At 69.0% G+C, this 25,547-nt stretch carries 25 protein-coding genes and 1 pseudogene; 15 read left to right on the top strand and 11 right to left on the bottom strand.

Features of this window, described 5'->3' with window-relative positions:
* Nucleotides 1-280 precede the first annotated feature (280 nt).
* Together ACFORO_RS41185 and ACFORO_RS41180 are read right to left on the bottom strand one after the other, a co-directional pair.
* The gene (locus ACFORO_RS41185) at nt 281-1,339 is read right to left on the bottom strand and encodes a chitinase (RefSeq protein WP_354751006.1); all 1,059 of its coding nucleotides are present in this window, start codon (nt 1,337-1,339) and stop codon (nt 281-283) included.
* Nucleotides 1,340-1,525: 186 nt separating this feature from the next.
* Nucleotides 1,526-3,616, bottom strand: coding sequence for a M4 family metallopeptidase (locus ACFORO_RS41180; RefSeq protein ID WP_377896751.1), 2,091 nt, complete (start codon nt 3,614-3,616; stop codon nt 1,526-1,528).
* A gap of 359 nt (nt 3,617-3,975) precedes the next feature.
* Here ACFORO_RS41180 and ACFORO_RS41175 point away from each other — a divergent pair, with 359 nt between their 5' ends.
* Nucleotides 3,976-4,761, top strand: coding sequence for an LOG family protein (locus ACFORO_RS41175; protein WP_354751004.1), 786 nt, complete (start codon nt 3,976-3,978; stop codon nt 4,759-4,761).
* Complete coding sequence (locus ACFORO_RS41170; protein ID WP_354751003.1) at nt 4,761-5,303, top strand: LOG family protein; 543 nt, start codon at nt 4,761-4,763, stop codon at nt 5,301-5,303. The genes ACFORO_RS41175 and ACFORO_RS41170 overlap by 1 nt, the downstream gene beginning before the upstream one ends.
* Nucleotides 5,304-5,307: 4 nt before the next feature.
* Here the strand turns inward: ACFORO_RS41170 and ACFORO_RS41165 are convergent, their stop codons facing one another.
* Entirely contained in the window at nt 5,308-5,982 is a 675-nt protein-coding gene (locus tag ACFORO_RS41165) for a lysophospholipid acyltransferase family protein (protein ID WP_354751007.1), read from the bottom strand.
* 54 nt (nt 5,983-6,036) lie between these two features.
* On the opposite strand from ACFORO_RS41165, the gene ACFORO_RS41160 reads away from it, so the two are divergent.
* Both ACFORO_RS41160 and ACFORO_RS41155 read left to right on the top strand, forming a co-directional pair.
* Nucleotides 6,037-6,942 (top strand): glucosyl-3-phosphoglycerate synthase, encoded by a 906-nt coding sequence (locus ACFORO_RS41160; protein WP_354751002.1) that lies wholly within the window; start codon nt 6,037-6,039, stop codon nt 6,940-6,942.
* A gap of 96 nt (nt 6,943-7,038) precedes the next feature.
* Nucleotides 7,039-7,632, top strand: coding sequence for a hypothetical protein (locus tag ACFORO_RS41155; protein WP_377875433.1), 594 nt, complete (start codon nt 7,039-7,041; stop codon nt 7,630-7,632).
* On the opposite strand, the gene cydC is transcribed toward ACFORO_RS41155, so the two are convergent.
* The 4 genes and pseudogenes from cydC to ACFORO_RS41135 form a co-directional block, all read right to left on the bottom strand.
* Nucleotides 7,616-9,124, bottom strand: coding sequence for a thiol reductant ABC exporter subunit CydC (gene cydC, locus ACFORO_RS41150; RefSeq protein WP_377875435.1), 1,509 nt, complete (start codon nt 9,122-9,124; stop codon nt 7,616-7,618). The two genes, ACFORO_RS41155 and cydC, sit on opposite strands and share 17 nt — an antisense overlap.
* Nucleotides 9,121-10,619 (bottom strand): annotated as a pseudogene (cydD, locus tag ACFORO_RS41145) (thiol reductant ABC exporter subunit CydD). Before cydD ends, cydC begins: the two are co-directional and overlap by 4 nt.
* A gap of 12 nt (nt 10,620-10,631) precedes the next feature.
* Nucleotides 10,632-11,615, bottom strand: coding sequence for a cytochrome d ubiquinol oxidase subunit II (locus tag ACFORO_RS41140; protein ID WP_377875437.1), 984 nt, complete (start codon nt 11,613-11,615; stop codon nt 10,632-10,634).
* Between the two features lie 3 nt (nt 11,616-11,618).
* The gene (locus tag ACFORO_RS41135) at nt 11,619-12,782 is read right to left on the bottom strand and encodes a cytochrome ubiquinol oxidase subunit I (protein WP_377875439.1); all 1,164 of its coding nucleotides are present in this window, start codon (nt 12,780-12,782) and stop codon (nt 11,619-11,621) included.
* Between the two features lie 140 nt (nt 12,783-12,922).
* Here ACFORO_RS41135 and ACFORO_RS41130 point away from each other — a divergent pair, with 140 nt between their 5' ends.
* The 5 genes from ACFORO_RS41130 to ACFORO_RS41110 are packed head-to-tail and all read left to right on the top strand — an operon-like array spanning nt 12,923 to nt 15,269.
* Nucleotides 12,923-13,240 (top strand): helix-turn-helix transcriptional regulator, encoded by a 318-nt coding sequence (locus ACFORO_RS41130; RefSeq protein ID WP_354750996.1) that lies wholly within the window; start codon nt 12,923-12,925, stop codon nt 13,238-13,240.
* Nucleotides 13,237-13,935, top strand: coding sequence for a permease prefix domain 1-containing protein (locus ACFORO_RS41125; RefSeq protein WP_377875442.1), 699 nt, complete (start codon nt 13,237-13,239; stop codon nt 13,933-13,935). The genes ACFORO_RS41130 and ACFORO_RS41125 overlap by 4 nt, the downstream gene beginning before the upstream one ends.
* Nucleotides 13,932-14,261, top strand: coding sequence for a DivIVA domain-containing protein (locus ACFORO_RS41120; protein ID WP_377875444.1), 330 nt, complete (start codon nt 13,932-13,934; stop codon nt 14,259-14,261). Before ACFORO_RS41125 ends, ACFORO_RS41120 begins: the two co-directional genes overlap by 4 nt.
* Nucleotides 14,254-14,709, top strand: a complete 456-nt coding sequence (locus tag ACFORO_RS41115; RefSeq protein ID WP_354750993.1) for an SRPBCC family protein — start codon at nt 14,254-14,256, stop codon at nt 14,707-14,709. The genes ACFORO_RS41120 and ACFORO_RS41115 overlap by 8 nt, the downstream gene beginning before the upstream one ends.
* Nucleotides 14,706-15,269: a DNA-3-methyladenine glycosylase I gene (locus ACFORO_RS41110; protein WP_377875446.1), complete on the top strand. Its 564-nt coding sequence runs from the start codon at nt 14,706-14,708 to the stop codon at nt 15,267-15,269. The genes ACFORO_RS41115 and ACFORO_RS41110 overlap by 4 nt, the downstream gene beginning before the upstream one ends.
* Before the next feature lie 239 nt (nt 15,270-15,508).
* Here ACFORO_RS41110 and ACFORO_RS41105 read toward each other — a convergent pair whose 3' ends face one another.
* Complete coding sequence (locus ACFORO_RS41105) at nt 15,509-16,303, bottom strand: enoyl-CoA hydratase-related protein (protein WP_377875448.1); 795 nt, start codon at nt 16,301-16,303, stop codon at nt 15,509-15,511.
* Nucleotides 16,304-16,505: 202 nt separating this feature from the next.
* Here ACFORO_RS41105 and ACFORO_RS41100 point away from each other — a divergent pair, with 202 nt between their 5' ends.
* Nucleotides 16,506-16,673, top strand: coding sequence for a DUF3117 domain-containing protein (locus tag ACFORO_RS41100; protein ID WP_005155393.1), 168 nt, complete (start codon nt 16,506-16,508; stop codon nt 16,671-16,673).
* An 88-nt stretch (nt 16,674-16,761) separates the two neighbouring features.
* Nucleotides 16,762-18,192, top strand: coding sequence for a leucyl aminopeptidase family protein (locus ACFORO_RS41095; RefSeq protein ID WP_377875452.1), 1,431 nt, complete (start codon nt 16,762-16,764; stop codon nt 18,190-18,192).
* Here ACFORO_RS41095 and map read toward each other — a convergent pair.
* Nucleotides 18,189-18,977, bottom strand: coding sequence for a type I methionyl aminopeptidase (gene map / locus ACFORO_RS41090; protein ID WP_377875454.1), 789 nt, complete (start codon nt 18,975-18,977; stop codon nt 18,189-18,191). The genes ACFORO_RS41095 and map overlap by 4 nt on opposite strands.
* Before the next feature lie 82 nt (nt 18,978-19,059).
* Nucleotides 19,060-19,956, bottom strand: a complete 897-nt coding sequence (locus ACFORO_RS41085; RefSeq protein ID WP_377875456.1) for a LysR family transcriptional regulator — start codon at nt 19,954-19,956, stop codon at nt 19,060-19,062.
* Nucleotides 19,957-20,019: 63 nt separating this feature from the next.
* On the opposite strand from ACFORO_RS41085, the gene ACFORO_RS41080 reads away from it, so the two are divergent.
* Nucleotides 20,020-21,210 carry an MFS transporter gene (locus tag ACFORO_RS41080; protein ID WP_377875458.1) on the top strand — a complete coding sequence of 397 codons (1,191 nt, stop codon included), beginning with the start codon at nt 20,020-20,022 and terminating at the stop codon, nt 21,208-21,210.
* Between the two features lie 4 nt (nt 21,211-21,214).
* Here the strand turns inward: ACFORO_RS41080 and ACFORO_RS41075 are convergent, their stop codons facing one another.
* Nucleotides 21,215-21,871 (bottom strand): O-methyltransferase, encoded by a 657-nt coding sequence (locus tag ACFORO_RS41075; protein WP_354751186.1) that lies wholly within the window; start codon nt 21,869-21,871, stop codon nt 21,215-21,217.
* Between the two features lie 224 nt (nt 21,872-22,095).
* Here ACFORO_RS41075 and sigE point away from each other — a divergent pair, with 224 nt between their 5' ends.
* The 3 genes from sigE (at nt 22,096) to ACFORO_RS41060 (ending at nt 25,511) form a co-directional block, all read left to right on the top strand.
* Complete coding sequence (gene sigE / locus ACFORO_RS41070) at nt 22,096-22,710, top strand: RNA polymerase sigma factor SigE (RefSeq protein ID WP_354751188.1); 615 nt, start codon at nt 22,096-22,098, stop codon at nt 22,708-22,710.
* Complete coding sequence (locus ACFORO_RS41065) at nt 22,707-23,375, top strand: anti-sigma factor family protein (RefSeq protein WP_354751187.1); 669 nt, start codon at nt 22,707-22,709, stop codon at nt 23,373-23,375. Before sigE ends, ACFORO_RS41065 begins: the two co-directional genes overlap by 4 nt.
* 603 nt (nt 23,376-23,978) lie before the next feature.
* Entirely contained in the window at nt 23,979-25,511 is a 1,533-nt protein-coding gene (locus ACFORO_RS41060) for a trypsin-like peptidase domain-containing protein (RefSeq protein ID WP_354750976.1), read from the top strand.
* Nucleotides 25,512-25,547: the final 36 nt, after the last annotated feature.

Below are 25,547 nucleotides of genomic sequence, written 5' to 3'. Positions count from 1 at the left end.
GTCCTCACCCACCACGAACACCACGGACGCTACTGAGAAAACCTCATTGGGGCGCATCGCGGCGAGCGGGCGGGTGGGCTGTGAAGGGCTCCTTGAGGGAATCTGATTCCGTGAAGGGGCCCCTCACGGCGTGTGGAAGGTCGTGAGGGGAACCCTGAGGGACTCTGAGTGCGTGAGGGTTCCCCTCACGCACTCAGGGCCGCGGGGGTCTCCCCGGCGGCCCGGTTAAGTGAGCTGTGGCCGGGGCGGCGCCTTGCGCAGCACCCCGGCCCGCAGCGGTCTAGCGGCCTTGCAGCGACTTCACGTTGTCGCCGAAGGTCCAGCCCCTTGAGCCGTCCCAGTTGATTGACCAGTCCATCAGGCCTTTGAGGCCCGGGACGCTTTGGTAGGCCTGCGAAACCGAGCCGGGGTCCATGTAGCCGCCGCCCGCGCCTGGTTGGGCTGGGAGGCCGGGGACCTGTTTGTCGGCGGGGACGCGGATGGTGGTGCCTTGTACGGTGAGGCCCTTGTCCAGGCACTGCGTCTGCACGGTGAAGCCTTGCACCGTTCCGGCTTCGTAGCTGTCTCCGGAGCAGCCGTACATGGAGCCGTTGTAGTACTGCATGTTCAGCCACCACAGCTGGCCGTTGTCCACGTACTTCTTGATGATCGGCAGGTATGCGCCCCAGATTGAGCCATAGGTCACCGAGCCTCCGGTGACGTAGGCCGTTTCCGGGGCCATGGTCAGGCCGAAGCCGGAGGGCATCTGCGACAGCACGCCGTCGATGATGCGTTCCAGGTTTGCTTGCGACGGGGACAGGGAGTTGATGTCGCCGCTGCTCGACAAGCCCGTTTCGATGTCGATGTCTATTCCGTCGAAGTTGTACTTCTTCAGGATCGGCACGATGGTGCTGACGAACTTGTCGGCGACCGAGCTGGACGACAGGTCGATGCCCGCTGCCGCGCCGCCGATGGACATCAGGATGGTGGCGCCGGCGTCTTTGGCCGCGCACATCTCGGCGGGCGTCGAGACCTTGACCGTGGCGTCCATGCCGTCTTCCCACTGCACGGTGCCGTCGGAGAGGATCACCGGGAAAGCGGCGTTGATGACGTTGTAGCCGTGTGCGGCCATGCTCGGGTCGTTGATCGGCACCCAGCCCATGCCGGGGTGGACGCCGTTCGAGGCTCCGTCCCAGTTTTCCCAGTAACCCTGCAGTACTGAGCCCGACGGTCTCGGCTTGACCGCGCAGGTGTCGGATTGCGGTGCGGTGGTCGCTGAGGCGGGGGCGACTCCTGCCAGCGGCAGTGCGAGCAGGGCCGCGATCGCGGTCCCGAACCAGCGCGATTTCCGTCCGTTCATCACGGGCTCCCGTCCGATAACGGTGTTGCCGCAACGGTAAGCGGCGGCGGCGGGGGATGCCTACCCCCGATCGTATGGTCTAGACAAATTCGAGGATGGGTGGTCTGGACAACTACGAACAGAGACCAGCCGGGCACGAAGCGCCGTGCCCGGCTGGTCTGGGGGAACTAGGGAGAGATTACTGCGTCAGCAGGCCCCGCTGTCGGTCCAGACGGCCCAGGAACCGGGCGCACCCGGCTCAGCGCCGACGGAGTACCACGACGAGGTCCACTTGTGGCTCTGGTACGAGACGACGTCGCCCGGACCGTAGAACTTGTTCGAGTCCCACGCCGTCACGCCGCCGCAGCCGCCCGGGTTGCCGCTGCCCACGGTGAGCGTGAAGTCGGCGGTGTGGGTGGCGTTCGCGCCGGTCGCGGTGATCGTGACCTTGCTGGTGCCGTTCGGCGTGCTGGCCGTCGTGGCGATCGTGACGGTCGCGGTGGCGCCGGACTGGACGGTCGCCGGGTTGAACGTCGCGGTCGCGCCCGAGGGCAGGCCGCTCGCGGTCAGCTTCACCGACTGCGCGTTGCCGTTGGTGATCTTGGTGGTCACCGTCGACGTGGCCGACTGTCCAGGCTGGACAGTCGCGGTCGAGGGCGAGAGCGCGACCGAGAAGTCGTTGCCCGCGGGCGGGTTGCCGGTGCAGGTGGCCTCACCGGAAACCGCGGCGACCGAAACCGCGTCCCACGCCGCCTTGGTGGCGTTGAACTCGGTGCAGCTGCCCGGGAACAGGTCGACCGCCGCCTGCAGGGTGGCCTTGCGGGCCGCCTTGTGGTTCCAGGACGAGGTCTTGTGCAGCAGGCCGTTGTAGAAGATCTTGCCTGCCTTCTGGATGCCGATGCCGGTGACGCTGCTGTTGTTGCAGGTCGGGCTGGCGGGCTGGCCGTCGGTCGGCGCGTTGCCCTCGGACAGCAGGTAGAACCAGTGGTTCTGCGGGCCCGCCGCCGCGTGCACCTCGGTGTTCGGGATCGACGACGAGTAGCAGTTCGGGTCGCCCTCGCGGCTCGGGTCGTACATGTAGCGGATCGGGCCGTTGCCGACCAGGTTCACGCCCTCGCCGACGGTGAAGTCCGGGGTGTCGACCGGGTTGTTCGCGTAGAACTCGGTCAGCGCGCCGAACACGTCGCCGGTGGACTCGTTGAGCCCGCCGTTCTCGTTGCCCGAACCCGCGCCGCCCGGCGTGTTCTGGAAGATGCCGTGCCCGAACTCGTGGCCCGCCACGTCCATCGACGTCGCCTGGCGCTGGTTGTCCTGCGAGTGCCCGAAGTGGGTGGACGAGCCGTCCCAGTAGGCGTTGACGTCGTTCAGGCCGACCGACGCCGGGAAACCGTTGCCGTTGCCGTCGATACCGCTGCGGCCCAGCCAGTCCTTGAGCATGTTCCACTCGGTCTGCACCGTGTAGAGCACGTCGACGCAGCCGGTTTCGAGGTCGGTGCCCTGCCCGTTGCCCCAGTTGTTGCTGGACTTCGTGAACACCGAGCCGCCCTCGCGGCCGCAGCTGATGCCGGGCCGGGTCGAGTCGCGCATCGAGTACGAGCTGCCGGAGCCGCTCGTGTCGATGTTGACCTGGCCGGCGTAGTAGCTGTTGCCGTTGCCCGCCGCACGCGGGGCCGCGGCGTTCGAACCGGCCTTCGCCGGGCTTTCGGCCTTCACGTCGTCGCGCTGGTCGAGGACCTTGCCGGTAGCGGCGTCGACGAAGACGTGCAGGTTGCTCGGCGCCTTCGCGGTGCGGCCCTTGACGACGACCTCGTAGGCCAGTTTCGGCTGTGCGCCGCCGAGAACGACCAGATCAGGCTTGCTCACCGTGCTCACGGTCGGCAGCTGGCCGCGGGCGACCGAAGCCGCGCGCGCCGCGTCGACAGCAGGCGTGGTGCCCACGGTGATCGCCGCGCCGTCGGCGGAGTCGGTGCCGCGCACGCGGCCCGTTCCGTCGGCGACGATCACCGCATCCCCGCCGACGACCCGCAGGCCGTCGTAGGTGCGCTCGTAGGAGTTGTAATACAGCCCGGCGTCGCCCAGGGTGGTGCTGACGCGGTGCAGGCTCTCGGCCGAGCTCTTGCGGAGCCCGACCGCGCCTGCGGCGGCGACCCGGTCGGCGGCCGCGATCGCGGTGGCCTGCGGGTCTGCGGTGGGGTGGGCGGGGGCCGCGGATGCCGGGGTCACCGGCAGCGCGAGCAGGGAAAGGGCGAGACCGGCGACACTTGCGATGCCGGTGGCGAGCCCTCTTCTGGACGTCATCGACAGTCCTTTCGGGGTACACGATGGGGAAAAGCGCAACGCGTTGAGCTGGGCTGATCAGGCCGCGGACACCGTGAGTAAAAAAGCGCTCACGGGGGCGGTCAATGCGCTGAACGGACCAGCGGGACCCCGGGAGCGATCAGGACTATTCCTCTCAGGTGGCCTCGTAGCAGGGAAAACGCCGATTCGGGACGGGCCGGGCGACTTTCGTCGGTAGTTCCCGACAACCGGCCATTGGTAGGAGGACCGGAACCCGCTGGTGGTCCGCTTTCGCGCGTTCAGCCGCGGGCAACCGATCCGTCACGCTCCGGTGCCCACGCGGGCGCCCGCCGCGGCCGATCGGCCCGTAGGCTTGGCTGGTGAGCGAACAGTCTGAGTTTCCCGACGGCCAGTACCCCGAACGTCCGGTGGAGCGGCACAAGGGCCCGGTGGTGCTCCGGCGCGATCGGCGCGATCAGGGCAGCACCACCGATCAGCGGCTGCTCGATTCGCGCGGGCCGAGCGACTGGGTGCACACCGACCCGTGGCGCGTGCTGCGCATCCAGGCCGAGTTCGTCGAAGGGTTCGGTGCGCTTGCCGAGGTTCCGCGCGCGGTGACGGTGTTCGGTTCGGCGCGCACCAAGCGCGACAACCCGGAATACGAACTGGGCCGCAAGATCGGGGCGGCGCTCGCCGACGCCGGGTTCGCGGTGATGACCGGCGGCGGCCCCGGCGCGATGGAAGCGGTGAACCGCGGCGCGAACGAGGCGGGCGGGTTCTCCGTCGGGCTGGGCATCGAGCTGCCGTTCGAGCAGGGCCTGAACCCGTGGGTCGACCTCGGCGTGAACTTCCGCTATTTCTTCGCGCGCAAGACCATGTTCGTCAAGTATTCGCAGGCGTTCATCTGCCTTCCCGGCGGATTCGGCACGCTCGACGAACTGTTCGAGGCGCTCACGCTGGTCCAGACCAAGAAGGTCACGAAGTTCCCGGTGGTGCTGTTCGGCACCGAATACTGGGGCGGGCTGTACGACTGGATCGAGAAATCGGTGCTGGGCGGCGGGAAAATCGGCGAGAAGGACCTCGCCCTGCTGCACCTGACCGACGACATCGACGACGCGGTGCGCGTCGTGCGGGATTCTTACCAGGCTTGGGAGGACACGCACTGATGCGGATCTGTGTGTTCTGCGGTTCGGCGCAGGGCTTTTCGCCGGAGTACGCCGAGGCGGCGGCCGGCGTCGGGAAACTGCTGGCGCAGCGGGGAATCGGCCTCGTCTACGGCGGCGCGAGCGTCGGCACCATGGGCGTGGTGGCCAACGCCGCGCTCGAGGCGGGCGGCGAAGTGATCGGCGTGATCCCGGAAGTGCTGTCGAACGTGGAAATCGCGCACGGCGGGCTCACCGAATTGCACGTGGTCGCCGACATGCATCAGCGCAAGGCGAAAATGGCCGCGTTGTCGGACGCTTTCGTCGCGCTGCCCGGCGGCGTCGGCACCCTCGAGGAATTGTTCGAGGTGTGGACGTGGGCGCAGCTCGGCATCCACCGCAAGCCGATCGGACTGCTCGACGTGGCCGGGTATTACTCGCCGTTGGTGGCGTTCGCCGACCAGATGCTGGAGAAGGGTTTCCTGCGGCCGGAGACCCGGGAGTTGATCAGTGTCGCGTCTGACGCCGACAAGCTGGTCGACATCCTGAGCCGTTCGATCGGATAGCGCGTTACGACGCTTTTTCGTCCGGCCGTTTGTGATAGGTGTCGACGTATTCCTGTCCGGAGAGCTCGAGGATCGCGTACATGATCTCGTCGGTCACCGACCGGCGGATCGCCGAGGACGAGTCCTGGCCCTCGTAGCGCGAGAAGTCCAGCGGCTCGCCGAATCGGACCCGGATTTTGGCGGGCCGCGGGATTTTCGCGCCGTTCGGCTGGATGCCTTCGGTGCCGAACAACGCGACCGGAACCACCTTCGCCCCGGTGGACAGTGCGAGTGCGGCGACGCCGGTGTGCCCGCGGTGCAGCCGTCCGTCGAGCGAGCGGGTGCCCTCGGGGTAGATCGCGAACACGCCGCCGTCGGTGAGGACCTTGCGGCCCGCTTCGAGCGCGGCGAGCCCGGCCTGGGCGTTGCCGCGTTCGACCGGGATGTAGCCGAGCGCGTCGAGCGATTTCGCGATGAACCGGCCCTTGAGCCCCTTGCCGGTGAAGTACTCGGCCTTGCCGAGGAACCGGACCTGCCGCGGCGTGGTGAACGTGATCACACCGGTGTCCAGCGCCGCCCGGTGGTTGGAGGCGAGCAGGACCGGGCCGTCCCCGGGGATGTTCTCCACGCCCTCGACCTTGGGCCGGTACAGCGCGCGGACCAGCGGTCCGAGCACGAAACGGACGAGCAGCGTGAGCAAAGGTTCTCCCTCCGGAGGATCGGGCACCGGCTCCAGCATGGCACGATCGCCTCCATGAGCTGGTTTCACCGTCGCACCTGGCAGGAGCCCGGGTGGAGCGCCGCGGACATCCTCGCCGCCAAACGCGGCCGGACCGTGTCGGTCGTGCTGCCGGCGCTGGACGAGGAGGAAACGGTCGCCGCGGTGGTCGCGTCGGTGCGCCCGCTGCTCGGCGGGGTCGTCGACGAGCTGGTGGTCGTCGACTCGGGTTCCACGGACGCGACCGTCGAGGTCGCCGCGGCCGCGGGCGCTCGTGTGGTGCGCCGCGAGGACGTCGTGCCGGAGCTGACGCCGCGCCCCGGCAAGGGCGAGGTGCTGTGGCGCTCGCTCGCCGCGACGACCGGGGACCTGGTGGTGTTCCTCGACTCCGACCTGGTCGACCCGGACCCGGCCTTCGTGCCCTCGCTGCTCGGCCCGCTGCTCACCGAGGACGGGGTGCACCTGGTCAAAGGCTTCTACCGCCGCCCGCTGCGGCTGGAGAGCACCGGCGGCGGCCGGGTCACCGAACTGCTGGCGCGGCCGGTGCTGTCCGCGCTGCGCCCGGCGCTGGGCGAACTGGTGCAGCCGCTCGGCGGCGAGTACGCGGGCACGCGAGAGTTCCTGGAGTCGGTGCCGTTCGCCGGGGGGTACGGCGTGGAGATCGGCCTGCTGCTGGACGCCGAGGAGCGCTACGGCCTCGACGGCTTGGCACAGGTCAACCTCGGCGTGCGCAAACACCGAAACCGGTCGCTGCTGCAGCTCGGCGTGATGGCCCGGCAGATCCTCGGCACGGCGTTGGCCCGCTGCGGGATGCCGAGCGCGGAGGCGGCGCGGTTCACGCAGTTCGTGCAGGTGTCCGGGGAATGGGTGCCGGACGCGACGGAGGTGCCGGTGGCGGACCGGCCCCCGATGCGGGAGGTTCTTGCCGCTCGGCAGCCGTGACGTCCGTCCACATTGGACACGCGGTGGTTTTCACTGAAATGTCATCGCGGCGCGCTACGTTCGGGGCCGATTCGGCTCAAGTGACCGGGGGGGGCGATGGGCGTGGCCAAAGACCGGCTGGATTCCAGCACCGTGCATCAGGTGAAACTGCGCAATCTGGCCATCCGGCAGCCGGATCGCAAGGTCGTGCGGGTCTGTGCGGACGACGGCAGCCGCGACGGGTTCCCGGTCGGCTGGGCTGAACTGGCCCCGCATCCCTATTACCGGCGCCTCTCGTGGCACACGGTCGTCCGGACAGTGCCCGGCGACGACTACAGCTACTGGCACGGCGGGCTGGCCCGCCGGGCGAGCTACGGACCGGTGGAGCACGGAGGGCGCGAGACGCTCGGTGCCGCGATCCGCGAGATCCTCACGCTCGCCCAGTGGGGCGACGTCCTGGCCGACCACGAGATCCGCTCCGGCCGGACCGGGACTTACCTCGCCACGATGGACCCGAAGCAGGCTGACTGGCTGGCCAAGCTCGACGAGCCGAAGGGGATCACCCATCTCGGCGGAGGACGGGTCCGGCTCGACAACGTCGCGGTGGCTCTGTTCCGAGGTGCGCCGGAAGTGAACATGTATGTCGACGCCAACGACGTGTTCCACATTCATCCGATGGACCCGCCGATTCAGCTCACCCGGGAACAGTGAGCGCCAGTCGCCCTTCCTCGAGGGTGAGGACCTGGTCGAACCCGTGGACGTGCTCCGGCCGGTGTGTCACCAGCACGACGGTTCCCTTAGCCTGCGCGAGAACTCGGGCCAGGACCTCGTCGCCGTGTGCGGGGTCGAGGCCTTCCACCGGTTCGTCGAGGACCAGGACCGGCGGTGCGGCGAGCACGGCGCGGGCGAGGATCAGCCGTTGGCGCTGACCGCCGGAGAGAGCGTCGCCGTCTTGGCCGGTGTCTCGGTCCAGCGGGAGGTCGAAGCCCGCGGTTTCGCAGGCGGCGCGCAGGTCGTCGTCGGTGGCTTCCGGGTTGGCGAGCAGCAGGTTTTCGCGGACGGTCGTGGCGAAGACGTGCGCGTCGGCGAGTGCTCCGGAGATCACGGCGGGGTGTGGTCCGGCCACGGGACGGCCGTCGACGGTGACCGTGCCGGATGTGGGGGAGACGAAGCCGAGCAGGACGTGCAGCAGGGTCGTTTTTCCGGCTCCGGAGGGGCCGAGGATGCCCAGCCGGGTGCCGGGCGGCAGGTCGAGGTCGATGCCTTCGAGTGCGGCTCGTCGGGCGGGATAGTGCACGCCGACGTTGGTCAGCCGGAAATGGCCTGGACCGGGGGCGGGTTCCGGGGCAGGTGCTGGGGCGGCGAGGACGGCGCGTACTCGGCTCAGCGACGCCCGGATTTCGGGGAGGCGTTCGGCGGCAGTGAGGAGCGGCAGGACCAGTTCGAACAGGGCCATCGTGGTCAGGGTGAGGGCAGCGGTGACCGGGATGCTTGCCGGGCTGAGCAATGCGACTGCGGCGGTGGTCGCGAACTGGACGGCTGCTCCGGCGGCGGTGACCAGGGCCAGGCGGCGGCCGGTGCGACGGGAGCCTGCGGCTAGTGCCTGGATCACCTTGGTCGCGCGTTCTTTCTCGCGTTGTTCCCAGCCGTAGGCGAGCAGTTCGTCGCGGCCGAGGACGAGTTCTACGGTGCGTTCGGCGAGCTCCTGTCGTTTCTCAGGTGTCTTTCCTCTGGGAACCAGCAGAATTGAGGCCGCGAGTAGTCCGATGAGGACGATCCCGGCGAGCGGAAGGCTTACCAGCCCGGCGAAAATCACCACCGCGATACCGACAGTTCCCGCGACCGCAGCCGGTAGCGCGAGCCGGAGAATGGCGTCCTGTACAGCGTCCACATCGGACACTAGACGCGTGACCAGATCCGCGCCGGAGTGTTCGGCGACGCGGCGGGGGAGAAGCGCTTGGTACACCCGGGTTCGCAGAGATCCGAGGTAGCGGAGGACGACGTCGTGTCCGGCAAGGCGTTCGGCGTAACGGAGTCCGCCGCGGGCCAGTGCGAAAACCCGCACGGCGACGATCGCGAGCGTGAGTGCGGCGAGCGGAGGTTGTTCGGCGGCGCGCATGAGCAGCCACGCCGCGGTTCCGGTCAGTCCGAGCCCGGCGAGTTCGGCGCCGACGGCGAGCAGGGTCGCGCGGACGAGTTTCATACGGTCACCCCGTGGTTGAGTTCGACCGTCCGCGACGCGAGTGCGGCCAGCGCCGGTCGGTGCGCGACCAGGACCGCGGTGCGGCCGGGCAGCAGTTCCCTCGCTCCTGCCAGCACGGTTGCTTCAGTGCGCGCGTCGAGGCGGGCGGTGGGTTCGTCCAGCAGGACCAGCCCGGCTTCGGTGCGGGACAAGGCTCGGGCCAGGCCGACGCGTTGCCGTTGTCCAGCGGACAGTCCGGCACCCAGTTCGCCGATCTGCGTCGCGTAACCGTCGGGGAGGTCGATGACGATGTCGTCGACCCGTCGTCCGCCGGTGTTTTCCTTGAGGGTGCCGCGAAACAGTGTCGGACGTTGTGGCAGCCACGCGGTGTCGCGCAGCCAGGACGAATGGTCGAGGGTGCGCAGGTCGATGCCGTCGATCAGGACTCGGCCGGAGGTTGGCTCGACGAAACCCAGTAGTACCGCGAGCAGGGTGGACTTGCCGGAACCGCTCGGTCCGACCAAGGCGAGGTGTTCGCCGGGGTCAATTGTTAAGTCCACTTCGGACAATGCGCAGGTTTTGCCGTAATGCACGGAGACACGGTCGAACACCACTTCCGACGGGCCGAGGCGACGTGTCTGCGTGCCGGATTGGCGGACTGTGGTTGGTGCGGCAAGGATCTCTTTCAGCGCGGTGAGTCCTTCGGTAGCGGCGTGGAACTTCGCTCCGGCCGCGCGCAGCGGCAAGTACGCCTCCGGGTGAGGACCAGGATCAACATCGCGGTATGCGCGGTCATCGAGCCGGACAGCAGTCGGAATCCGATGGGTACTGCGACAAGTGCGATAGACAGGGTCGCGACGAGTTCCAGGACCAGCGCCGACAGAAAGGCGACTTTCAACGTCCGGATGGTGGCGTCGGCGTGCGCGTCGGCCATCTCGCGCACGATGCGGACCTGGGCTTGCGCGCGGCCGAACAACTTGAGCGTCGGCAAGCCGCGGACGACGTCGAGAAAGTGCCCGCCCAGCCTGGTCAGCAGTGTCCATTGGGTACGCGCTTTTGTGTGCGCGCCGATCAATGCGCCGAAGAGCGGGATCAACGGAACGGTGGCGGTAACGATTAACGCGGAGGTCAGGTCTGCGGTGAAAAGCATTGTCAGTACAGCGATTGGCACCAGTACGGACAGGATCATCGCGGGCAGGTAGCCGGTGAGATAGGTCGCCGTGGCATCGACGCCTTTGGTGATTCGGGTGGCGGTCGCGCCGGGGTCGCCGGTCGCGTCGAGCAACCGGCGACGCAGACCTGCTTGTGCCGAAGCCGCGAAACGGCTGGTGAGCAGGCCCTGTCCGGCGGCGAGCAGGATCCGCGCCCCGACGGCGACGAACAGGGCGACCGAAACGCCGCCGCCGGTGAGCAGGGTCGCCAGCCCGTCCGCCTGGACGAGCGCGGAGACAGCGGTGACGACACCCAGCACGGCGAGCGCCGCGAGATAACCGCGGAGACCAGGTAGCGCAGGCATGGCGAGACTCCCTCAGAAGTGCAGCAACGACTTCTCGTCGACCGGACGCCGGTGTGCCCGCCAGGTCAGCCACTGCACGGCGACCAGCACGAGAAGCGCGGGTGCGGCGAACCAGCCGATCACCGCGGCCATGTCCGGCGTGGTGGCGGCCTGATCGACGGTCAGCTGGTAGCCCGTGCCGGAGGCCAAGACGACCGGGAACCGCAGCACGCCGACCAGCAGCGCCGGGCAAGCGCTCAGAAGCATTACGGCGGGCAACGCCAGCCGGGGTCGACGGAGTCCGAAGAGGACAGTTAGGTAGGCCGCGAACGCGATGGCGACAACCGCTAACGCCGCCCAGGAAACGTGGGAAACCGAGAAAGCGCCCCAAGCTGTCGCAATCACCAGAAACACGCCGACCGGAGCCAGGAAGGACCGAGTCAGTCGCCGAACCCGGCCGGCGATCTCCACCGGACCACGGACCGCGAGGAAAACCAGTCCCTGCAGGCAGAACAGCGCGACGAACCCGAGCCCCCACAGCGCCGCATAAGGATTGAACAGCGCCAGAACGTCGTCGACCGGACGGCCTTGCGCGTCGAGCGGAAGCCCGTGCACGAGGTTGCCGAGGAACAATCCCCACGAGACCGCAGTGACCAGCGCACCCGCGGCAATGGCGAACGTCCATCCGCGCCGGTTGCCCTCCGGATGCCGACTCCGCAGCTGCACTGCCGCGGTGAACGTGACCAATCCCAGCAGCAACAGCACGACCAGCACGTAAGCCCCGGCGAACACCCGCCCTTCCAGGTGCGGGAAGGCGCCGAACAGCACCCCGACGGCCGCGACCAGCCACACCTCGTTGGCCAGGAAGAACGGGCCCACCGCGCCGAGCACCCGTCGCTGTCCAGGCTCGTCACGGGAGATCGCGGGCAGCAGCATCCCGACGCCGTAGTCGTAGCCAGCCAGCGCGAAGTAGCCGCCCAGCAGCAAACCGAGCACACCCCACCAGATCGTCACCACGGGTCACACTCCACTCAGGACGGGAAGTTCGGGTTCCGTCGCCGCGACCGCCGGACCGCGTTTGGCGATCCGCGCCAGCAGCACCCAGTCGGCGATGGCCAGCACGACGAACAACAGCGTGAAGGCGATGAAGGAGAACAGGATCTGCCCGCCGCTGACGTCGGCGACCGCGTCCGCGGTGCGCAGCTTGCCCCACACCAGCCACGGCTGACGGCCGATCTCGCGGACCAGCCAGCCCAGGATCGCGGCGATAAACGGCACGGCGATCCCCGGCACCATCAGGAAGAGCACCGGCCGCGCTCGCAGCAGCAGGTCGCGGAACAGCAGCAGCGTGCCGATCAGCGAGGCGAAGAACGCGAAGAAGCCGACCATGATCATCATCCCGAGCGGCAGCCCGACGCCGACCGAACCCTTGAACTTGTCCGGCTGGTACCCGGCGATCTCCGCGAACTGCGCGAACCCGGCCTGCACCACCAGCACGCTCCCGATCAGCGACGTCACGACGCCCATCCGCAGCGACCGGCGGAAGAAGTCGATCTCGCTGGTGCGCTTGAGAAAGTGGTACGCACTGACCCCGGTCACGAAGAACCCGCCGGTCAGCAGCGCGGCCCCGACGACGTGCGGCAGCGACGCGACCAGCGCCGGGTTGGCGAACAACGCGCCGAAGTCGTCCAGGCGCAGCACGCCGTTCTCCATCCGCGAGCCCACCGGGTTCTGCAGGAAGGAGTTGGCGACCATGATGAACAGCGCCGAGGCGTACGCGGTCAGCGTGACCAGCCACAGCACCGCCAGATGCAGCCACTTGTTCATCCGGCCGCGGCCGAAGATCCACAGTCCGAGGAACGTCGATTCCAGGAAGAACGCCACCAGCGTCTCGATCGCGAGCGGCGCGCCGAAAACGTCCCCGGCGAACGCGGACAGCCCGGTCCAGGTCATCCCGAACTGGAATTCCATCACGATTCCGGTGACGATTCCCAGTGCGTAGTTGACCACGTACAGACGGCCCCAGAACGCGGTCATCCGGTGCGGCTGCTCGCCGCCGCGGATCGTCGCGCGCGTCTGCATGATCGCCACCATGGTCACCAAACCCAAGGTGAGCAGGACAAACAGGAAGTGAAGCGAGGTGGTGGTCGCGAACTGGAGTCTCGCGATCGGCAGTGGGTCCATGCCGACGGAGCCTATACGTAGTTTGGCTACATGTAGCGGGCAAACTCATGAGATCGGGGTGATCTCAGGGTTTTTCCCGGACGGTTCCGCGGGCGGCGGAGATTAGCCTGCCAAGGACAAGATGAGTAGACTGCCGACCTATGAAAGCGGACACGTTGCGCGGACACCTCGACGCGTTGCTGCTCGCCGTCCTCGACGGCCGCAAGCTGCACGGCTACGCGATCATCGAGGCGCTGTCGCTGCGCAGCGACGGGGCGCTCGACCTGCCCACCGGCACGGTGTACCCGGCGTTGCGCCGGCTCGAGCGCGCCGGCTGGCTGGCGAGCGAATGGGACGTGGTGTCCGGCCGCAAACGGCGCACCTACCGGCTCACTCGCGCCGGACAGCAGGCGCTGGCCGCGGAACGGGCGCAGTGGCGGGAGTTCACCACGGTGATCGGCGGGGTGCTGGAACCATGACCACGACAAGCCGGGCCACGACCAGCCCGATCGACGGCTACCTGGCCGAATTGGACCGGGTGCTGGTCGGCCGCCGCGGCGCGAAGGCGGACCTGCTCGCCGAAGCATGCGACGGTCTGCGGGACGCGGCCGAGGCGTACCGCGAGGGCGGCTGGAGCGAGACAGAGGCGCAACGCCGCGCGGTAGTGGATTTCGGCCACGTCCGCGAGGTTGCCGACGACTACCAAGCGGAACTGAGCATGCACAACGGCGTACGGACGCTGTGGCTGCTCGTTCTCGGCGTACCGGCGATGCAAGCGTCGTGGGAGCTGGCGCGCATCTTCACCTACGGTTCCTGGTCGCGGCTGACCACCCCGAACCCCGGCTGGTACCCGTACGTCACGCAGCTCACCCACGCCGCGCTCTACGCCGTGCCGGTCCTCGGCCTTCTCGCTCTGCTGAGCACGAGGTTGCTGAGCCGCCGCTTCGGCGGCGTGCGCACGGCCAGCGTCTGCCGGGTGCTGGCCGCGATCGCGGTGGGCCTCAACCTGTTCTCGATCCTGCTCCTGATCGGAGCGACCGGAGTGGTCGACGCCGCGCGCCTGTTCCTCAGCGGTCCGTGCGGTCTGCTGATGGTCTCGTGGGTGGTCCTGTCGTTCCGACTTGTCGTGCTAGCGCGACGTTCCTGGGGACGGTGTGCCACGATCGTCGCGTGACGACCGCGCTGATCTACCTCGTAGTCATGCTGCTGGTGGCCGCCGTGGTGTTCCTGCTGGCCGCTGTGGTGTTCGGCCGGGGCGAGGAACTGGCGCCGCTGCCGCCCGGCAGCTCGCCCACCCGCCTGCCCGCCGAGGACATCACCGGCGAGGACGTCCGCCAGGTGCGCTTCCAGCTCGTGTTCCGCGGGTACAAGATGTCCGAAGTAGACTGGGTGCTGCGCAGGACCGGCGTTGAACTGGACGAACTGCGCGAACGTGTCGCCCGCCTGGAAGCCGCGCGGCAACCGCGCGAAGCGGCGCACCGGAGGCCGACAGGTGAGTGACCTGGTGCTGTCGGTAGACGTCGCGGCACCGGCTGGCACGACCTGGCTAGCGCTCACCGACTGGGCCCGCCAAGGCGAGTGGATGCTGGGCACGCGGGTGCGGGTCGTCGAAGGCAACGGCCGCAGCGTCGGCTCGAAGCTGTCGGCCTTCACCGGCTTCGGCGGCATCGGTTTCACCGACACCATGGAAATCACGACCTGGGAACCGCCCCTGCGCTGCACGGTGCGCCACCTGGGCAGCTTCGTGCAGGGAACCGGCGTCTTCCAAGTGCTGTCGAAGGGTGCCGGGCACTGCACCTTCGTCTGGGCCGAACACCTCAAACTGCCGTTCGGCCTGCTGGGCCGCGCAGGCTGGCCCTTAGCGCGCCCCGCGTTCGCCCTGGGAGTACGCCATTCGCTGCGCCAGTTCGCGAGGTTCGCGGAGAACTATTCAATGGGGGAGCAATGACGGAACTGCTGGGCGAAGACGGCATCGCCCGCTGCAGCTGGGGCAACTCAGCCCCCGACTACGCGACGTACCACGACGAGGAGTGGGGCGTCCCGCTGCACGGCGAGGCGGAGCTGTACGAACGCCTGTGCCTAGAGTCGTTCCAGTCCGGACTGTCCTGGATCACCATCCTGCGCAAACGCGAGAACTTCCGAAAAGCCTTCCGAGGCTTCGCCCCCGAGAAGGTCGCGCGCTTCAAGGAGAAGGACGTCGAACGCCTGATGCAGGACGCCGGCATCGTCCGCAACCGCGCGAAAATCGAAGCGGCAGTGAAGAACGCCCGCGCAGTGGCAGACCTGGACATCCCGCTAGACAAGCTGCTGTGGTCCTTCGCCCCGACAAAACACCGCCGCCCCCGCACCATGGCCGACGTACCGGCGATCACTGACGAGTCGAAGGCCATGGCCAAAGACCTGAAGAAGCGCGGCTTCGCCTTCCTGGGCCCCACCACCTGCTACGCCCTGATGCAAGCCACCGGCATGGTCGACGACCACGTAAAAGGCTGCTTCCGCGCAGCGTGAGGGCCACCTTCAGGGACTCAGAGTCCCTCAGGGTTCCCCTCACAGCCCTAAACCGCAGCCGATGCACCCGACAATCGGCGCACCCAGCCCCTCCCCCCGCACCCCGATACGAAGCCTTCTCTGCGGTCTGGGGTGGCTTGTCAAGGCATCTTTCCCGCCTTGACAAGCCACCCCAGACCGTCAGCACAATCAAGCTTCGGGGTGCCCCACCGCAACCTTCTTTTCAGCGGCGCAGCCGCTCACTTCCCCTGAAAATTAGGCTTCCTCTTCCCCACAAACGCCTCCACCGCCTCAGTGTGATCAGCAGTGGCCCCAAGAGCAGTCTGCGCAGCATCCTCAGCCGCCAACGCCTCCTCCAACGAAGACTCGGCCGCCACCGCCAACACCCCCTTGATCTTCGCGTAAGCCACAGTCGGCCCCCCAGCCAACTTCGCCGCCACCTTCTGTGCCCGAGCCGCCAGCTCCTCGTCCGGCACGACCTCCCCGACAAGCCCGATCCGCAGCGCCTCAGCCGAGTCCACAGTCCGAGCCATCAACATCAACTCAGCAGCCCGCCCGTACCCGATCAACCGCTGCAACGTCCAAGACGCCCCGGAGTCCGGCCCCAGCCCGACATTCGCGAACGCCATCAAAAACGAAGACGACTCAGCCGCGATCCGCAGGTCACTCGCATAAGCGAAGGCCGCCCCAGCCCCAGCCGCGGTGCCGTTCACCGCCGCGATGACCGGCTTCGGCATCCCGGTGATGGCCTTGACGATCGGGTTGTAGTGGTCGCTGACCGTGTGCAGCGGGGCCGGGTCGTTCGCCTGCAGCAGGCCGACGTGCTCCTTGAGGTCCTGTCCGGCGCAGAACGCCTTGCCGGTCCCGGTGAGCACGACGGAGCGGACGTCCGGGTCCTCGGCGGCCGCGCGCAGCTCGGCGATCAGGCGCTCCTTGAGCTCGACGGTCAGCGAGTTGTACGCCTCCGGCCGGTTCAGGGTCAGGGTGCGCACGCCGTCGGCGTCGGCGGTCAACAGGACGTCGGATGTGGTCACGAAATGCTCCTCTGAAGCGGCGGCTCGGGTTCTCGGGACTGAGTCTCGCACCCTCGGCGGGCGGCATACCAGCACCGATGCGGCGGCAAATGATCGGTCCGCGTTCGCGCCCGGGCGCTGATGAGGGACAATGGGGGACGAGACCCGGCTGGCATGGGAGTGCGCGACCCGGGCGCGCCGGTTGAGACGGAGGGAGCACGCTATGGCGGCCATGAAGCCCCGGACCGGAGATGGTCCCCTCGAAGTGACCAAGGAGGGGCGGGGCCTCGTCATGCGGGTGCCACTGGAGGGTGGCGGCCGGCTGGTCGTCGAGCTCTCCGCGGAGGAAGCGAAGGACCTCGGCGCTGCGCTGCAGGAGGTCACTGGCTGACCTGCGCTCTCCCCTCTCTGTCCACTGTGCACCCCGGTCTCCTCTTGGAGGCCGGGGTCGGTTCGTCTGCGCCCTAAGGTTGCTCGCTGTGCGTAACTCGCTACCACCCGTTCCCACGAAGCTGCCCGAAATCGAGGTCGTCGCCGCGACACGCCGCGGAATCCCGCGAGCAGTGCTGGTCGCGGCGGAGGAAGGCGCAGCGTACGGGTCGAGCGGACGCACCGCCGAAGTACGCGACGTGCCCGAAGACGGCGACGGTCCGCGCTGGGTCGCCGGTATCGGCGAAGGCGCGCCGAAGGACTTTCGCCGGACCGGTGCCGCGTTGGCGCGCGCGATGCGCGAAGCGGCCGAGAACCGTCCCATCCGGACAGTCCAGGTCGTACTGCCCGAAGACGCGACAGTGGAGCACGCCGCCGAATTCGCGGTTGGACTGTCGCTGGGCGGCTACCGGTTCGTGGTCACCACGACAGAGCCGAAGCCTCCCGTGCCCGCCGTACGCCTCGTTGTCGCGCACGAGCGCGCCGTGCCCGTGTACGCAGACGCAGTCGCGCGCGTACGCGTTCTCGCGGCGGCTGCTGCCTTTACACGTGATCTCGCGAACACGCCGTCGAACATCAAGAACCCGGCATGGCTGGCGAACACTGCGGCGAAGGTGCTTGGCGGCACTGTCGACGTGACCGTGCGAGACGAGAAGTGGCTCGCCGACAAGGGGTTCGGCGGAGTCCTCGCGGTCGGCGGCGGTTCGGCTTCGCCGCCGCGCTTGATCGAAATGACGCACCGTCCGCGCGGCGCGACGAAGCACCTGCTGTTCGTGGGCAAGGGGATCACCTTCGACACCGGCGGCATTTCGCTGAAGCCGGCCGACGGCATGCACCTGATGCGCACCGACATGGCGGGCGGCGCGGCCGTGATCGCCGCGATGCGCGCGATCGCCGAGCTGAAGCTGCCGGTGCGCGTCACCGCGCTGGTGCCCGCCGCGGAAAACCACGTCTCCGGCGGCTCGTACCGGCCGGGCGACATCGTGCGGCACTACGGCGGCCAGACCACCGAGGTCGGCAACACCGACGCCGAGGGCCGGATGGTGATGGCCGACGCGCTCGCGTACGGGATCGCCCAGTTCAAGCCGGACCTGATCGTCGACGCGGCCACGCTGACCGGCGCGATGAAGGTGTCGCTGGGCGTGCGCACCGGCGGCTTCTTCGCGACCGACGACGACCTCGCCGCCCGAGTGGTCGAGGCCGGTGCCCGCGCTGGTGAGGCGTGGTGGCGGATGCCGCTGGTCGAGGACTACGCGACCGGTATCGAAGGCGAGCTGGGCGACGTCCGGCAGGCCCCCGGCGGCCCCGGCGGGATCATGGCGGCGCTGTTCCTGCGCGAGTTCACGGCGGGGTTGCCGTGGGCGCACCTGGACATCGCGGGCCCGGCGCGCGCGGACAAGCCGTATGACGACGTGGTGCCTGGCGCGTCGGGGTTCGCTGCTCGGACGTTGGTGGAGTTCGCGGCCTCCTACGAGGGCTAGTTCTTGCCCGACAGCTCTTCCTCCCGGCGGGTAAGCACGATCGGCTCTCCATCGGTGATGGCCACCGTGTGCTCCGAATGCGCTGTGCGCGAGCCGTCGGCGGAACGGATGGTCCAGCCGTCCGGGTCGTAGACGATCTTGTCCGTCGTGCGCGCCAGCCACGGTTCCAGCGCGAGCGTCAGGCCCGGGCGGAGCTTCATGCCCCGGCCTGCCTTGCCGCGGTTGGACACGTGCGGCTCGCCGTGCATGGTGCGGCCGATGCCGTGGCCGCCGAACTCGGTGTTGACCGGGTAGCCGTAGCCGGTCGCGACCGCCTCGATCGCGGCCGAGATGTCGCCGAGCCGGTTGCCCGCGCGCGCCGCTTTGATCGCGGCTTCCAGCGCTTCCTCGGTGGCCCGGATGATCTGCTGGTCCTCTTCGGCGGGCGTGCCGACGATGACCGTGCGCGCCGAGTCCGCCGCCCAGCCGTCGATGGTGACCGCGATGTCCGCGGTGAGCACGTCGCCGTCGCGCAGGGTGTAGTCGTGCGGCAGGCCGTGCAGGACGGCGTCGTTGACCGACAGGCAGATGACGTTGCGGAACGGGCCTTCGCCGAACGACGGCGCGTAGTCCCAGTAGCACGAGACGGCCCCGCGCCGCTTGATCATGCCGCGCACGTGGTGCTCCAGGTCCATCAGGTTCACGCCGACGTCGGCGAGCTTGCCGACCTCGGTCAGCACCTCGGCGATGAACTGCCCGGTCACGTGCATGCGGTCGATCTCCGCAGGCGTCTTCAGCTCGATCACGACTACCTCGCGTCCTCAGGTTCCGGTATTTCTATACCGGAAACGGTAGCACGGTACCGGGATACAAATACCACCCCGGCCGCTAGCCCGTCCGGTCGAGCACCTGGTCCCGGAACGCTTGAACGGCGGGCGAAAGCGGCTCCCCGGCACGCCAGGCGAGCCCGATCGTCCGGTGGACCGGCGGGTGCAGCGGCACCTCCGCGACACCCGCGGGGGAGCCGGGTTCGAAGCGTGGCAGGAGCGCGACGCCCAGACCAGCGCCGACGAGTCCGCGGACAGTGTCGGATTCCTGGCCCTCGAAGGCGACCTTGGGCGTGAAGCCGGCGGCGGCGCAGAGGTCGTCGGTGATCCTTCGCAGGCCGTAGCCGGGCTCGAGGAGCACGAACGGCTCGTCGGTCAGCTCCGCCACGCGCACGCTGCGTCGTCCGGCGAGCCGATGTCCGGCGGGGACCGAGAGGTGGATCGGCTGCCGGTCGAGGACGACCGTCTCCAGCCGCTCGTCCTCGACGACCGGGGCCAGCAGGGCGAGATCGAGTTCGCCGGACACGAGCCGGTCGACCATGTCCCGCAACGAACCCTGGACGAGGGAGAACCGGGCGGTCGGGGCCTGTTCGCGATACGCGCGCAGCAGTTCCGGCACCAGCGACCGGCCGAGCAGGTGCAGAAATCCGAGCACGACGCGGCCGCTCGCCGGTTCGATCTCCTCGCGCGCGAGGCGGACCCCGGCGTCGACCACCGGCAGTGCGCGTTCTGCCGCGTCGGCCAGCAGTTCGGCGGCGCGGGTGAGCCGGACGCCCCGGCCGTCAGGCACGGTCAGCGGCGCGCCGAGGGCCTGTCCGAGCGCGGCCAGCCGCCTGCTGACTGTGGGTTGCGGCACTCCGAGGATCTCGGCCGTGCGGGTGACGTTTCCGGTGCTTCGCAGCGTGGCCAGCAGAGACAGGTGCGGGACGAGCTGCGCGGTGAGGCTCTCATTCGGCACGGTATGAATGATCGCAGATCAACGTATTAGACGTATTGATTAGCCAAGCTTACTTTCAAGGTCATGCTCTCCTCCGCCCGCCGGGTCAAGGTCGCGGTCGCCGCCGCGGGCTTCACGTCGTTCGCCCTGCTCTACGCGCCGCAGGCGGTCCTGCCGCAGCTCGCCGGGCAGTACCACCTCGACCCCGGCGGCGCGGCGCTCGCGGTGAGCGTGGCGACCGGTGCGCTGGCGATCTCCGTGCTGCCCATCGCCGCCTTGTCCGAGGTGGTCGGCCGGCGGCCGGTGATCATCGCGTCCGTCGTGCTCTCCTCGGTGCTCGGGCTCTTGCTGCCGCTGGTGCCGGACTACTCGCTGCTGCTGGTGCTGCGCGCGGTGCAGGGCGTCGCGATCGCCGGATTCCCCGGCGTGGCAACGGCTTACCTCGTGGAACGCCTCGGGAAGACCGGCGTCGCGGCGGCGGTCGGGGCGATGATCGCGGGCAACACCATCGGCGGCATGACCGGACGGCTGGCCACCGGGTTCACCGCCGGTCCGTTCGGCTGGCGCGGCGCGCTGTACGTGGTCACTGGGATTTCCCTGGTCTGCGCGGTCGTGACGGTCGTGATGCTGCCGCCTTCGCCGGTCAAGACGGGGGAGCGGCAGGGCCTGCGCGATATCGGCGTCGGCCTGCTGACCGCGGTGCGGCGGCCGGTGTTGCTCGCGCAGTACGCCGTCGCGCTGCTGGCTATGGGCGCGTTCGTCGCGCTGTACAACGCGGCCGGGTTCCGGCTGACCGGAGAGCCGCTGAACCTGTCGCCGGCGATCGCGTCGCTGGTGTTCGTGTCGTACGCGCTGGGCTCGGTTTCGTCGGCCACAGCCAACCGGCTGTCCGCGCGGATCGGGCGTCGGCAGGCGCTGGTCGGAGTGCTGTTGCTCACTGCGGTCGGTGCGTTGCTGACGATCCCGGATTCGCTGCCGCTGATCGTCGTCGGTTTTCTCGTGCTGACGACAGCCTTCTTCGCCGCGCACTCGATCGCGAACAGTTGGGCCGCGGCCGAGGCCCCGGAGAACGCGCGCGGCCAGGTCGGCGGGCTGTACATGCTCATGTACTACCTGGGCAGCAGCGTCGGCGGCGGGGTCGGCAGTGTTGTTTACGGGCGGGCCGGGTGGAACTGGCTGATCGTTGCCGTAGTGGTGTGGCTGGGGCTGGCTGTGGCTGCGGTGCAGGTGGGCACGCGGATGCGGAGCGCCGAGCGAGTGCTGGTGCGCAGCTAAGCGCTCAGGAGCAGGCCGTGGCCACCAAGAGCCCGCCGCCGACCGGCAGCAGCGCCGGGATCAGCCGGTCGTCCTCGCGCACGGCCCGCGCGACTTCGCGCAGCGCCATCGTCTCCGGGTCGCGCCGAGCCGGGTCGGTGAGCCGTCCGCCTGCCAGGACCTGGTGGAACACGATCACCCCGCCGCGGCGCAGCAGCGCGACGCCCTGCTCGTAGTAGCCGGGGTACTCGATCCGCGCGGCGTCGACGAACACCAGGTCGTAGCCGCCAGGGGTGAGCCGCGGCAGCACGTCCAGCGCGCGGCCGACGATGAGCCGCATCCGGCCCGGCGGGTAGCCCGCTTCGAGGAAGGTCTTGCGCGCCGCCCGCTGGTACTCCGGCTCGACGTCGATCGAGGTCAGCACGCCGTCGGCGGCCATCCCGCGCAGCAGGTACAGCCCGCTCACGCCGGATCCGGTGCCGACCTCCACGACCGCCCGCGCGGCGACCGTCGCGGCGAGAAAACGCAGCGTCGTGCCTGCTCCGGGGGCCAGCGGGGCACAACCGAGGTCGACCGCGCGCAGCCGCGCCGCGGTCAGCACGTCGTCGTCGGGCAGGTACCCGTCGACCTGCTCGGCGCCGACCGCCCCGGTCTCGGCCGCCGCCTCTGTCCCCGAACTCACGCGCGAAGGTTAGCGCTGGTTGTCGATAAATCAGCGAAGGCTCCCTGGTAAGCGCCTTCCGGCCCCGGGAAAGCCCGCGAAAACCCTGGAAAGGCCAACTTCTCAGGCTGCTCTCAGATCGGTCTCATGAGTTCCATAAGGAAGCTCGGCAAACTGAGTCTCAACCACACGGGAACACCGTGTGCCCGGCCCGCGTTGGCAGAGGTGAAGAGGAGTTGACCCAGATGGAGGTGCCTGCTCCCCCGATGCAGAACGCCGAACTGCCGGAGGCCGCTCCGGTGACCGTGGACGCAGCCGAGGCGGCCTGGACGCCGCCCTCGTGGGACGAGGTCGTGCGCGAACACGCCGACCGCGTGTACCGGCTCGCCTACCGTCTCACCGGCAACACGCACGACGCCGAGGACCTGACCCAGGAGACGTTCATCCGCGTCTTCCGGTCGCTCGCGTCCTACAAGCCCGGCACCTTCGAGGGCTGGCTGCACCGGATCACCACGAACCTGTTCCTCGACATGGCGCGCCGCCGCTCGCGCGTGCGCATGGAGGGACTGCCCGAGGACACCGACCGGATCGTCGGCGACGACCCGAGCCCGGAGCAGCACTACAGCGACACCCATCTTGACCCGGACCTGCAGGAGGCGCTCGACGAGCTGCCCCCGGAGTTCCGGGCCGCGGTCGTGCTGTGCGACGTGGAAGGACTGTCGTACGAGGAGATCGGCGCGACGCTGGGCGTCAAGCTCGGCACCGTGCGCAGCCGTATCCACCGCGGCCGCTCGGCGCTGCGCGCGTCGCTCGAGCGCCGTCGCGCGACCCGGGAGGAATCTGCGAAGGTGTCCGTATGACCGGCTGGCGTTTCGCCGAATCCCACCTCATGCCCGACGCGGTCGTCGCACTGGTCGACGGCGAGCTGACGCCCGTCGCCCACGACCGGGCGCTGGCGCACGTCGCGCGCTGCCCGGACTGCGCGGCTGAGGTGACCTCGCAGCGGCAGGCTGTCGCCGCGGTGAAGGACGCGGGTGCGCCGTCGATGTCGGCTGGGTTCCTGGCCAGTCTTCGGTCTATTCCGGAACACACTGATCTGCCTGGTACGCCGGACAATCTCGCGGTTACCGCCGATGGTCAGCTGGTGGCGATCCAGCGGCCGGAGCGGGTGGCCGGGTTGCGGGACGCTGGGGTGCTCGGGGGTGCGGCGCCGTTGGGAACAACCGCGCCGCTCGGGCAGTCGGCGAACGTGCTCGGCGGCGGTCGGTTCGCTTTCAGCCGGAAGCGGGCGGCGCAAGGGGCCGGGGTCGTCGTGTCCGGGCTCGTGCTGAGCGCGCTCGCACTCGTCGGGACTTCGGCGGATAGCGGGGAAGGGTCGACCGGGACTGGGCCGGTTCGGGTGCCTAACGCGAATTTGCTGCCCGCACATATGACTGTGCCTCGGTCGGGGGGCGAGGCGGGGTCTGTGGCTCCGGAGCCGGAGCCTGAGGTGATTCGGGCTGGGGCTGCTGTCGCGGCTCGGTAGTTCGTCGGGGTTTCGGCTCGTCGCCTGGCGGCGACATTGCGGCCACGGTTGCGTGGGGCACCCCGAAGCTGATTGTGACGACGGCGCGGGGGTGCTTGTCAAGGCGGGAAAGATGCCTTGACAAGCACCCCCGCGCCGCGTTTTTGGCTTCGTATCGGGGTGCGGGGGGTGTGGCTGCCTTGGTTGGGTGCATCGGCTGCGGTTCGCGAGGGGGCTGGTTAGCGCCCCAATGTGGCATTGGGTGCATGTGACGCACCGAATGCCACATTGGGTGCGTGGGATGCACCGAATGCCACATTGGGTGCGTCTGGCGCACCCAATGTGGCGTTGGGGCGTATCTCGGCGGCGGTGGACGAGTGGGTGGGCTGTGAAGGGCTCCTTGAGGGAATCTGAGGCTGTGAAGGGGTCCCTCACGAACATCGGCGGGTCGTGAGGGGAACCCTGAGGGACTCTGAGTCCGTGAGGGTTCCCCTCACGGACGTTCGGCAGAGCGGGGGGCGGGAGGAGGGCAGGCAACAGCCATTTCACTGCGGCCTGGGCAGACTCTCCCTAGGCTTGGGTATCGTCCACCACCAGCCGTACTGAACCGCTTCCCGGGGAATGATGACCGACCAGCCGAACGCTAATCCTGACCAGTCCGGTGCCGTCGGAACGGACCGGTTGGGTCCTCGGCCGCTTGAGCGGCCCGCGGTGGATCAGCAGCAGGCGGCTGTCTTCGGGCGTCCGCACGGGGTCGAGGGGGCGTTCGACAAGCTTTACACCCCGCCGCCTAACGGGAACGGGCAGCAGAAGCTCAGTCTCGCGCCGCCGACGCCGGAGTCTCTGGCGGAGGCGTTCAGCAGGCCTGCTGGGGCCGAGGGCGTGCGGTTGCAGCGGCCGCTCGAGGCGTCCGGGGAGAACGGCGCCGCGGAAGATCCGTTGTGGACTGACACCAGCGATCCTTGGCGGGATCCGGCGGCTGGGGCCGTGCTGGCTGGGCCCGCGGTGGTTCCGGAGGACGAAGAGGGCGAGAAACCGAAGCTGCCCAGCGGTGCGCAGTTGAGCTTGCCTGAGGTGCTGTTCGGGCGGCGGGTGCAGCCGAAGGCGTTGGCGTTGCTGGGGGTCGTCGCGTTGGTGATCGGCGCGGTCGGCGGGCTGGTCGGCTGGTGGGTCGGGGATACCGGGTCCTCGTTGACCGGCAGCGCCACGATTTCCGAGGCGGAGGCGGCCAAGGAGCGGCCGCCGGGGTCGCTCGCGGACATCGCGCGGCGGGTGGCGCCCGCGGTGGTTTCGCTCGAGGTGGTCAAGCCCGGGGCGGACAGCGGCGAGCAGGGTTCCGGCGTGGTGATCGATCCGCAGGGATACATCCTCACGAACGAGCACGTGGTCGCGACCGCGGTCGGCGACGCGGCTACGAAGATCACGGCGGTGTTCAACGACGGGACCCGCACCGAGGCCAAGGTCGTCGGCGCGGATCAGAAAACCGACCTCGCCGTGGTGAAGGTCAATGTGACGAACCCGGTCGTGATGCAGGTCGGCAAATCGTCCGATCTGCAGGTCGGGGACGCGGTGATCGCGGTCGGATCGCCGCTGGCGCTGCAGAACTCGATCACCTCCGGCATCGTCAGCGCGCTCGACCGGCCGGTCACCGCGGGCGGCGACAACGGGGCGGCTCCGGTCACCTACTCCGCCATCCAGACCGACGCCGCGATCAACCACGGCAACTCGGGCGGGGCGCTCGTCGACTCGAGGGGCGCGCTGGTCGGGATCAACTCCGCGATCCGCTCGTCCAGCTCCGACGGCGGCAGCATCGGCATCGGGTTCGCCATTCCCAGCGACTACGCCATCAAGATCGCCAAGGCGCTGATCAAGGACGGCAAGGTCAAGCACGCCGACATCGGGATCAACGCGGCCTCGACGGTCGCCGGTTCGTCGACGATGGGCGCGCAGGTCCGCAACGTCGCCCCGGGCGGTCCGGCCGCGGGCGCGGGGATCAAGGAAGGCGACGTGATCACCAAGATCGGCGACCACGTCGTGCGCGACTCCGCCGAGCTGACCGTGGCGGTGCGCAGCCACGACCCCGGCCAGGTGGTTCCGGTGCAGCTGGCCCGCGACGGCGCGCTGCTCGTGGTGGACGTCACGCTCGGGTCGGACTGACACCCGTTCTTAAGCTGCGTGCGACGTTCGGGCCTG

This window comes from Amycolatopsis halotolerans (genome assembly GCF_042647905.1).
GTDB classification, from domain to species: Bacteria; Actinomycetota; Actinomycetes; order Mycobacteriales; family Pseudonocardiaceae; genus Amycolatopsis; species Amycolatopsis halotolerans.
Note: the sequence above shows the minus strand (reverse complement) of the source record. Positions and strands in the feature narration are given on the sequence as shown.